Consider the following 9,951-nt stretch of genomic DNA (forward strand, 5'->3'; position numbering starts at 1 on the left):
GTTCATCAGTGTTCTGAATATCGGATCAAATGCACAGCCTGTCTGGCTGGCAACTCATCCGCGCTGACCTATGCTCAAGGTAATACCGCAGGGTATTCGTTCAGAGGTCAACGCCATGAACATCAAAACAAGAAGGTACCTGGCCATTTTCATCACCTGCGCGGTCACGCTCGGGTTGTATGGCGCAGCAGCCTGGCGCGTGGAGCAGTTGCGCAATCTGCCCCGTGAGTACGCCAGCTGCAATTTCGAGCGTTGCATTCCCCACAACGCGACCCTCAACGCCCTTCGATAGCCAAGGCGTCAGGCCTCGTTGTCCTGATCGGCCTTCAAGCGGTCGCGGAAGGCCTTTGGCGAGATTCCCACCCGACGCCGGAACAGGCGCGTGAAGTTGGTCGGATCTGAAAACCCCAACACGTCGGACATTTCATAGATGGTCATGCTGGTGTAGGTCAGCAAGCGCTTGGCTTCCAGCAATTGCCGCTCATGCATGATCTGCAATGCCGGCTGCCCGGCCAGCTCACGGCACGTGCCGTTGAGATGGGAAACGGAAATCCCCAGGCGATGGGCCAGGTCCTCGACCTTGACGTGCTGGCGATAGGTCTCTTCCACCAGCTGGATGTAACCGTTGAGGTACTCGCGGGCACGCTGCGGCCGTTGGCTGGCTGAATGACGCTGGATCACCTGGCGGCTGACCCACACCATGATCACACTGACCAGCGAATGCATCAGCATTTCCCGCGCCGGTTGATGGCTGGTGTACTCATTTTGCAGCGCACTGAACAGACTGTTGAGGTACTCACCGTCCTGCCCCGCAGGATAGCTTTCCGCTTGGGCCAAGGCGTTCACCGAATGCCCCAGTTGCTGCTGCAAATGGGCGATCAACGGCGCGGCAAGCGTGACCACAAAGCCTTCGACATCCTCGGAAAAACGGAAGCCGTGCACCGACAGTGGTGGCAGGATCTGGATAGCCGGTTCGCTCAGTTGAGTACGTTTACCTTCGATTTCAAGCTCTGCCTGACCTTTGAATACGAAGAGCAACTGGCATAAATCGGCATGGCGATGCGGTTTGATTTCCCATTGATGTTCGCGGCTGCGTTTGGAAATGGTCTCACAGTGCAGCAAGTCGGGGGTCGGCCAATCCAGGCTTTCACCGTAGAGCTTGAACACTGGAATCGAAGGCAGGTCAGGCTTGTTCATCACTTCAATCCAGGCCTCGGAATAGATGACGGGCGATAATCGCACCGATTGGCAAAATGAACAGGTATCAGCTCAGTTTTCACCTTCAATTGACAGACCCGCGAGAGAAAAATGCAAGCACTCGATCCATAAAATCATTCAGCGGCTCTGGCCGCGTGAAGCTTGCGAGTCATAAAAACAATGAAAACGCTGAAAACCCAAGTTGCCATTATTGGTGCTGGCCCTTCCGGTCTGCTACTCGGCCAGTTGCTGCACAACGCCGGAATCGACACCCTTATCCTCGAACGTCAGACCCCGGACTATGTCCTCGGTCGCATCCGTGCCGGAGTCCTCGAACAAGGCATGGTAGAGCTGTTGCGCCAGGCCGGTGTGAGCAAGCGCATGGACGCCGAGGGGTTGGTCCATGGCGGCTTCGAACTGGCCCTCGATGGGCGTCAGGTGCACATTGACCTGCAGGCCCTCACCGGTGGTAAAACCGTAATGATCTACGGCCAGACCGAGGTTACACGTGACCTGATGGCCGCTCGTCAGGTCGCGGGGGCGCAGACAATTTATGAAGCGAGCAATGTCGTTCCCCACGGCATGAAAACCGATGAGCCCTTCATCACTTTTGAAAAGAATGGCGAAACCTATCGCCTCGATTGCGCGTATATCGCCGGCTGCGATGGCTTTCATGGTGTCGCGCGTCAATCGATTCCCAGCGATAGCCTGAAAGTCTTCGAGCGGGTCTATCCGTTCGGTTGGCTGGGAATACTGGCCGACACCCCGCCAGTACACGAAGAACTGGTCTACGCCCGCCACGAACGTGGTTTTGCCCTGTGCAGCATGCGTTCGGCCACGCGCACTCGTTATTACCTGCAAGTCCCGGCCGATGAACAGGTCGAGAACTGGTCCGATCAACGCTTCTGGGACGAACTCAAAACCCGCCTGCCGCAGACCTTGGCGCAGAAGCTGGTGACCGGTCCGTCCATCGAAAAAAGCATCGCGCCGCTGCGCAGCTTCGTGGTCGAACCCATGCAGTACGGCCGGATGTTTTTGGTCGGCGATGCCGCGCACATCGTCCCCCCCACCGGTGCCAAAGGTTTGAATCTGGCGGCCAGTGACGTCAGTACGTTGTTCAATATCCTGCTCAAGGTTTATCGCGAAGATCGCCTCGACTTGCTCGAGAAATACTCGCAAATCTGCCTGCGTCGGGTGTGGAAAGCCGAGCGGTTTTCCTGGTGGATGACCTCGATGCTGCACCGTTTCGACGATCACGATGCATTCAGCCAGCGCATCGCCGAGTCGGAGCTGGATTACTTCGTCGATTCCGAGGCCGGGCGAAAAACCATTGCAGAAAACTATGTCGGGCTTCCCTACGAGGCTATCGAATAGGCTGCTATCGATTTAAACTGGCGAGCACTCACCCGCTCGCCATGCCTCTGCGGGTCAATCACTGCCCGCAGGTTTTCCCGTGACCCATCTCAACCAGCCTGAAATGCCCAAACCGGCGATCCGCAGTGTGCTGATCGCCCTGATGCTGGCAATTTTTCTGGGGGCGCTGGACCAGACCATCGTCGCGGTATCGATGCCGGCCATTTCCGCGCAATTCAAGGATGTCAGCCTGCTGGCGTGGGTGATTTCCGGCTATATGGTGGCGATGACCGTGGCGGTGCCGATCTACGGCAAACTCGGGGATCTGTACGGGCGGCGCAAGTTGATGCTGTTCGGCATGGGCCTGTTCACCCTGGCATCATTGTTTTGCGGCATGGCCCAGAGCATGGAGCAACTGGTGTTGGCGCGGATTTTCCAGGGCATCGGCGCCGGCGGAATGATCTCGGTGAGCCAGGCAATCATCGGCGACATCGTGCCACCGCGCGAACGCGGTCGCTATCAGGGTTACTTCAGCAGCATGTATGCGGTGGCCAGCGTCGCCGGCCCCGTGCTCGGCGGCTACATGACGGAGTATTTGTCCTGGCGCTGGGTGTTCCTGATCAACCTGCCATTGGGCCTCGGTGCGTGGCTGGTGGCCAATCGCACACTGGTCGGCCTGCCGATTCCGCAACGCAAACCCATCATTGATTACCTCGGCACTGTGCTGATGATCATTGGCCTGACGGCGTTATTACTGGGGATCACCCAGGTCGGCCAGGGCCATTCATGGCGTAGCGCCGAGGTGTTGGGGTTACTGGCTTGCTCAGTGCTGGTGCTGGGGTTGTTTGTGATGCATGAACGACGGGCACGGGAGCCGTTATTGCCCATGCATTTGTTCGCCAACCGCAATGCGGTTCTGTGTTGGTGCACGATTTTCTTCACCAGTTTCCAGGCGATCTCGTTGATCGTGCTGATGCCGCTGCGTTTCCAGAGCGTCACCGGTGCCGGCGCAGACAGCGCCGCGCTGCACCTGCTGCCGCTGGCGATGGGCTTGCCGATTGGTGCCTATTTCGCCGGTCGCAGGACCTCAATCACGGGCCGCTATAAACCCATGATCCTCGCTGGCGCCGTGCTGATGCCGATTTCGATTCTGGGCATGGCCTTCAGTCCGCCTCAAGCGTTAGTGCTGAGCAGCCTGTGCATGCTGTTCAGCGGGATCGCCTCGGGCATGCAGTTTCCGACTTCGCTGGTGGGCACCCAAAACTCGGTGGAACAACGGGACATCGGCGTAGCGACCAGCACCACCAACCTGTTTCGCTCGCTTGGGGGCGCGGTGGGCGTGGCCATGATGTCGGCACTGCTGCTGGCGCTGCTGCAGGATTCAAGCTTCGCGCACCTGGCCGGGTCGGCGCTGATTGCCGAAGGGCATTCCGGCAACGTACTGCTGGACGGTCTGAACGCGGCGCCGGGGGATGCGCAGGACGCATTGCGTGCCGAACTGCTGTTGACCTTTCGCCACTTGCTGATGGTCAGCGCTGCCGTGTCGCTGCTGGGGTTGGCAGCGGCAATCGCCATGCCGAACAAGTTGTTGCGGGGCAGGGAAGACAAGGTTCGTTAAATGCCTGTAGGAGCGAGCCTGCTCGCGAAAAAAGCCAAGAACGCCGCAGGGCATCCGGGTTCGCGCGATATCGTTCACCACCTTCGCGAGCAAGCTCGCTCCTACATACACATCATGGGCTGTAATACCCGACAGCCACCAGAAAATGTCCGACCTTCTTCAGGTAGGCGTGCTTGTCCTCGATCTTGCCAGTCACCGGGTTTTTCCAGCGATATTCGTATTCGCCATAATCCTGCTTGGCCATGAGCGCCAGGATCGGTTCTCCCACGGGTTTGCCTTCAGGGTCCTTGATTTTGCTGAAATCGGTGTTGATCAAGCGCAGGTTGGTGCCGTGGGCGACATAACGCTGGGTGTCCAGATCGACGACGAACACATACAGGTCATCCTGCAGGTATCCGCCCTTGAGGGAATTGATCGCCGTCAGTGTGCCCTTCTCGTCCTTGGCCAGGTCGGTTGCCGCTTTGTTCAGCAAGGCCATGGCCTGTTCCGCTGACGCCCGTGGCAGGTAGTAACCCACCGCGAGAATCCGCTGGCCGACTCGCTGGTAATACACGTGCTTGCGCTCGACCTTGCCGTCGGCCCAGTTCTGCCAACGATATTCCGCCTGTTGAATACCATTGCCTTCCGGCACCTTGAGGGCTTCCTTGAAGGCTGCCTGCAACTCCGGCCCAAGCGTTTCCGAGACGTCCCGGCCAATCAGGGCCGAAGACGGACCGCCGCTGGCGAGCATCACGCCTTTGGTGTCGAGGACGAACACATAACGGTCTTTATCGACGAACTCACCTTGACGGCTGAACGCCGCAAAGGCCTTGTCACCGTTCTCGTGGTAATAGGCCAAGGCTTTTTCCAGCAAGGCGATGGCGGCCTTGCTGTCGTCCTTTTCTGTTCCGGCCGCTTGCGCCTGAGCCAGGCCCAGCACAAGCATGAAGCACAGCACGGCGAACCTTTGCACAAACCCCATTGCGCATCCCTCGTTCCTTTTGATGTTTCAAGAGCGTAGACGGCAATCGGGCATGTATGGATATTCAGCGGATCGCAGTGTGTAAGGAAATCATTCCCGGTCCGCCCGGGAATGATTCAAGGCTTACTGTCGGGCGCGCAATTGCTGTTGCAGGTTCTGGATCTGCGCTTGCAGTGTGTTGATGTTGCGGGTGACCTGGGTGCGGAAAGCATCGAATTCCGCTGTGTTGGTCGAGCCTTGCGCCGGACGGTTGTCCTGCTGACTCTTGAGCACGATGATGTCCTGTTCCAGGCTCTCGATGGCGGCGTTCGGGTTGCCTTGCTTTTTCAATGCAGTGATATCGGCGCCGATACTTTTCAGCTGGGCTTCGAATTGCCCCGTGTCAGCCGTGGCGCTCTTCAGCGCGGCCACGTCGCCGATCAAGACTTTGACCTGGGCTTGCAATTGCGTATTGACGGTCTGGTGCTCAGCGCTCTGGGTGGTGATCTGCGCCAGACGCTTGTCCAGATCGCTGGTTTGCGCGGTCATCTGCGCCAGACGCTTGTCCAGGTCCGAGGTTTGACCGACCACGCCTTGTTGCTGCTTGCTCTGATCCTGCAACTTGCTCTCCAGCTGCTTGATTTGCAACTTCAAGGCTTCGCTGTCGGAGGTGACGTTGGTCTGACTGGCGACCACTTTGCCGGAAATGTCCTGCAGGCGCCCTGCCGCTTCCTCACTGATGCGCGCGAAACTTTCCTGGGTGGCCACCAGTTGCTGCTCCATCAGCGAAATCTGCTGAAAGCTCCACCAGGCCAGGCCCGCGAAGGCAAAGAACAAGGCGCCCACCAGTGCCCACAACGGGCCGGTACTTGCTGCCTTGACCTTGACCACGGGCGGTGTGCGCGAATGAACCGAGGTGCGGGTGGTGGCTGGAAAATCATCGTCATCGAGGACGCCTGCACGCAGGCTCGGTACATCATCGAAGTCGTCGTTGGCATCGTTACGCATGGACATTGAGTCAACCTTTGTGAAACGCAATGGCGTGGATGCGGCGAGTATAACCCCCACTGCCGCACCGATTGACCCTCGACACCGTAGCGGGTTCAGTGTGTGCGGATGTCCTGGGCTTTCCACCAGCCGCAGAATTCATCAAGGGCAGTCCACAGGCTGACCTTCGGGTCGTAATCCAGATAATGCCGGGCGCGACTGATGTCCAGGGTGAAATTTTTCTTCATCACTTGCATGCCCAGCCGCGACAAGGTCGGCTCGGGGCGGCCTGGCCATAACTTGCATACGCCTTCGTTCAGCGCCGCAACGCTGTAGGCCAAACCGTAGGAACGGTAGCGCGTAACCTGTGGGACTTCCATTTTGCGCATGACGTAATTGACCACATCCCACAGAGGCACTGGCGCGCCGTTGCTGATGTTGTAGACCTTGCCCAGGGCCGAGCCTCCGGCCAGCAAACTGCTGAGCAACGCTTCGTTGAGGTTTTGCACACTGGTGAAGTCAGCCACGTTCAGACCGTTGCCAACAATCGCCAGACGTCCCTTGCGCTGCATTTTCAACAGGCGCGGAAAGATGCTCATGTCACCGGCACCGGTGACGAAACGCGGGCGTAGCGCAACGGTTTCGAGGCCGAATTCCTGGGCGCCGAACACCTTTTGCTCAGCCAGGTATTTGGTGGCGGCATACGGATGTTTGAAGCGTTTGGGCACTTGTTCTTCGGTCAAACCCAAATGATCGCGACCATCGAAGTAGATCGATGGCGACGACAAGTGCACCAGGCGTCTTACCCGTTGTTTAAGGCAGGCCTCGACCACATTTTCGGTAACCTGGACATTGCCTTGGTGAAAGTCCTGATAACGTCCCCACACACCGACGGCGCCGGCGCAATGCACCACGGCTTCAACGTCGGCGCACAGCTCCCGGGTCAATTGCGGATCGCCGAGATCACCCTGGATGAACTCGGCGCCACGGCGCACCAGATGCTCCACACCCTCGGCCCGGCGACCGTTGACCCGCACGTCCAGGCCCTGCTCCAGGGCGAAACGCGCAAAGCGCCCGCCAATGAAGCCGCTTGCGCCGGTGACCAGAATCTTCATGTATTGCTCCGAATATTTCGTTTTGCGTATTGCGTGAAGTCTTGACGTTGAACATCAGTCCAACGGCACCAACCATTGCCTGGATGCCAGCACCAACTGATCGGTCAGCAATCCCAGCAACTGACCACCATTACGCCAATGATGCCAGTACAGCGGCACATCGATCGGCTTATCTGGCAAAAGCTCCCGTAAAACACCGCGCTCCAGTTGTTCGCGGACCTGCAGTTCCGGCACCAGCCCCCAGCCGAGTCCGGCCTCGGTCAGACGGATAAAGCCTTCAGATGACGGGCATAAATGGTGTTCGAAGCCGCCATCGACGCCGAGGGATGCCAGATATCGATGCTGCAGAAAGTCGTCAGGGCCGAAAACCAGTGCCGGGGTTCGCGCCAACTGGTCGGCGCGTACACCTTGCGGGAAATGTCGGGCAATGAACGCCGGGCTGGCCAGGGCGCGATAACGCATCGCCCCGAGCAAAACACTGCGCGCACCGGCCACCGGTCGCTCACTGGCACACAGACACCCCGCCACTTCGCCGGCACGCATCCGTTTGAGCCCGACGGTCTGGTCTTCAACGATCAGGTCCAGCAACACATGTTGTTGCGCGCAGAAATCCCCTACCGCCTGCGCCCACCAGGTGGCCAGACTGTCGGCATTCAAGGCAATGCGCAAACGCTCCGGCAAACCTTCTTCATCCAATGCCGGTACCAGGCTTTGCAGATCCCGTTCAAGCAGACGTACCTGCTGCACATGGTTGAGCAAGCGCCGCCCGATCTCGGTCGGGGATGGCGGCGTAGCCCGAACCAGTACCGGTTGACCTACTCGTGCTTCGAGCAATTTGATGCGCTGGGAAATGGCCGATTGCGACAACCCCAACACTTGCGCAGCCCGTTCAAAACCGGCCTGCTCGACCACCGCCGCCAAAGCGGACAGCAATTTGTAGTCGAACATCAGTTCTCCTAATGAGCGATCAGCAATATTGGTTTTTCTTATACAGCGTCGTGCCCGAGAATGACCAGCAAGAACTGATGAACAGGAAATACCGACATGGCTGGCGAAACTTCATTGGCAACGTTACTGCGCAGCATGAGTCCGCAATTAAACGCCGGCGAATACGTGTTCTGCACCCTGCCCGACGGGCAGTTGCCGACGGGGTTGGACATCATTGGCAGCTTCCGTGAACAGGAAGGCCTGACAGTCATTGTCGAACGTAGCCACGCCGAGCAGACCGGTTTGAGCTTCGACTACGTCGCGGCCTGGATCACCCTGAACGTGCACTCGGCCCTGGAAGCCGTCGGCCTGACAGCCGCATTCGCCACAGCGTTGGGCAAGGCCGGGATCAGCTGCAACGTAATCGCCGGTTACTACCACGACCACTTGTTCGTCGGCCAGGCCGACGCTGAACGCGCGTTGGAAGTGCTGCGCAATCTGGCTGCCAACGGGGAGTAAGCAATCATGTGGCAAAGCTATATGAACGGTCTGTTGGTAGCGTTCGGCCTGATCATGGCGATCGGCACGCAGAATGCGTTTGTGCTGGCGCAAAGTTTGCGCAGGGAACATCACCTTCCGGTCGCGGCCCTGTGCGTGGCCTGCGACGCGCTACTGGTGGCGGCCGGGGTGTTCGGACTGGCGACGGTCCTGGCACAGAACCCGACATTGCTGGCGATTGCTCGTTGGGGCGGCGCGGTTTTTTTGCTGTGGTATGGCAGTCAGGCACTGCGCCGTGCCTTTTCGAAGCAGAGCCTGCAACAGGGTGAAAACCAGACTGTGCGCTCACTGCGCGCGGTGATGCTCAGCGCTCTGGCGGTGACGTTGCTCAACCCGCATGTGTATCTGGACACCGTTTTACTGATCGGCTCCCTCGGTGCACAACAAACCGAGCCTGGTGCTTATGTGGTGGGGGCCGCGAGTGCGTCGCTGCTGTGGTTTTTCACCTTGGCATTAGGCGCCGCCTGGCTCGCTCCATGGCTGGCCAGACCGAGCACTTGGCGAATCCTCGATCTGTTGGTGGCCGTGATGATGTTTGCAGTAGCGCTGCAATTGATCATGGCCGGCTGATTTATTCCAAACGGCTCTGGAACCTCTATTCCACACAGTTGTTGCGTGGTTATGCCGCCCCCCCGGTGCTATGATCCCGACCCTGCGCCGCAAAGAGTGTAAAACTCCCCGGCGCTTGTCTGGCCGCCCGTGATCGGCCTTGCGCTCACCGCACCTGACCTGATTAGGAGATCCACCATGGCTTTCGAATTGCCGCCACTGCCTTACGCACATGATGCTCTGCAGCCGCACATTTCCAAGGAAACTCTGGAATATCACCACGACAAGCACCACAACACCTACGTCGTGAACCTGAACAACCTGGTGCCAGGCACCGAGTTCGAAGGCAAGACCCTGGAAGAAATCGTCAAGACTTCTTCGGGCGGCATCTTCAACAACGCCGCTCAGGTCTGGAACCACACTTTCTACTGGAACTGCCTGGCGCCAAACGCTGGCGGTCAACCAACCGGCGCACTGGCTGACGCAATCAACGCGGCTTTCGGTTCGTTCGACAAGTTCAAGGAAGAGTTCAGCAAGACGTCCATCGGCACCTTCGGTTCCGGCTGGGGCTGGCTGGTGAAAAAGGCTGACGGTTCCCTGGCCCTGGCCAGCACCATCGGCGCCGGCAACCCGCTGACCAGCGGCGACACCCCGCTGCTGACCTGCGACGTCTGGGAACACGCTTACTACATCGACTACCGCAACCT

The 9,951-nt window shown here is 58.7% G+C and carries 11 protein-coding genes; 6 read left to right on the forward strand and 5 right to left on the reverse strand.

Going from position 1 to position 9,951, the window contains the following annotated elements:
- The first annotated feature begins 115 nt into the window (after nucleotides 1–115).
- Entirely contained in the window at nucleotides 116–292 is a 177-nt protein-coding gene (locus D8U18_RS28730; protein WP_162837843.1) for a hypothetical protein, read from the forward strand.
- 8 nt (nucleotides 293–300) lie between these two features.
- Here D8U18_RS28730 and D8U18_RS12295 read toward each other — a convergent pair whose 3' ends face one another.
- Nucleotides 301–1,197, reverse strand: coding sequence for a helix-turn-helix domain-containing protein (locus D8U18_RS12295; protein ID WP_056852713.1), 897 nt, complete (start codon nucleotides 1,195–1,197; stop codon nucleotides 301–303).
- Between the two features lie 180 nt (nucleotides 1,198–1,377).
- On the opposite strand from D8U18_RS12295, the gene pobA reads away from it, so the two are divergent.
- Together pobA and D8U18_RS12305 are read left to right on the forward strand one after the other, a co-directional pair.
- Nucleotides 1,378–2,571 carry a 4-hydroxybenzoate 3-monooxygenase gene (gene pobA, locus D8U18_RS12300; RefSeq protein WP_056852714.1) on the forward strand — a complete coding sequence of 398 codons (1,194 nt, stop codon included), beginning with the start codon at nucleotides 1,378–1,380 and terminating at the stop codon, nucleotides 2,569–2,571.
- Between the two features lie 79 nt (nucleotides 2,572–2,650).
- Complete coding sequence (locus D8U18_RS12305; protein ID WP_131107708.1) at nucleotides 2,651–4,168, forward strand: MDR family MFS transporter; 1,518 nt, start codon at nucleotides 2,651–2,653, stop codon at nucleotides 4,166–4,168.
- A gap of 112 nt (nucleotides 4,169–4,280) precedes the next feature.
- Here D8U18_RS12305 and D8U18_RS12310 read toward each other — a convergent pair whose 3' ends face one another.
- The 4 genes from D8U18_RS12310 to D8U18_RS12325 all read right to left on the reverse strand — a co-directional run bounded on the left by D8U18_RS12310 (nucleotide 4,281) and on the right by D8U18_RS12325 (nucleotide 8,158).
- Nucleotides 4,281–5,129 carry a cache domain-containing protein gene (locus D8U18_RS12310; protein ID WP_131107709.1) on the reverse strand — a complete coding sequence of 283 codons (849 nt, stop codon included), beginning with the start codon at nucleotides 5,127–5,129 and terminating at the stop codon, nucleotides 4,281–4,283.
- Between the two features lie 123 nt (nucleotides 5,130–5,252).
- Nucleotides 5,253–6,122, reverse strand: a complete 870-nt coding sequence (locus D8U18_RS12315) for an ATPase (protein ID WP_131107710.1) — start codon at nucleotides 6,120–6,122, stop codon at nucleotides 5,253–5,255.
- Nucleotides 6,123–6,211: 89 nt separating this feature from the next.
- A complete protein-coding gene (locus D8U18_RS12320; RefSeq protein WP_131107711.1) occupies nucleotides 6,212–7,210 on the reverse strand; it encodes an NAD(P)-dependent oxidoreductase in 999 nt (332 codons plus the stop codon).
- A gap of 54 nt (nucleotides 7,211–7,264) precedes the next feature.
- Entirely contained in the window at nucleotides 7,265–8,158 is an 894-nt protein-coding gene (locus tag D8U18_RS12325) for a LysR family transcriptional regulator ArgP (protein WP_056852719.1), read from the reverse strand.
- Nucleotides 8,159–8,254: 96 nt separating this feature from the next.
- Between D8U18_RS12325 and D8U18_RS12330 the strand changes: the two genes are divergently transcribed.
- The 3 genes from D8U18_RS12330 to D8U18_RS12340 form a co-directional block, all read left to right on the forward strand.
- The gene (locus D8U18_RS12330) at nucleotides 8,255–8,656 is read left to right on the forward strand and encodes an ACT domain-containing protein (RefSeq protein WP_130905930.1); all 402 of its coding nucleotides are present in this window, start codon (nucleotides 8,255–8,257) and stop codon (nucleotides 8,654–8,656) included.
- Between the two features lie 6 nt (nucleotides 8,657–8,662).
- The gene (locus D8U18_RS12335) at nucleotides 8,663–9,265 is read left to right on the forward strand and encodes a LysE/ArgO family amino acid transporter (RefSeq protein ID WP_056852721.1); all 603 of its coding nucleotides are present in this window, start codon (nucleotides 8,663–8,665) and stop codon (nucleotides 9,263–9,265) included.
- 177 nt (nucleotides 9,266–9,442) lie between these two features.
- On the forward strand, nucleotides 9,443–9,951 hold a 509-nt coding region (locus D8U18_RS12340; RefSeq protein WP_131107712.1), incomplete at its 3' end, for a Fe-Mn family superoxide dismutase.

Source organism: Pseudomonas sp. Sample_10 (assembly GCF_004321495.1).
In the GTDB taxonomy this organism is placed as follows: Bacteria; Pseudomonadota; Gammaproteobacteria; order Pseudomonadales; family Pseudomonadaceae; genus Aquipseudomonas.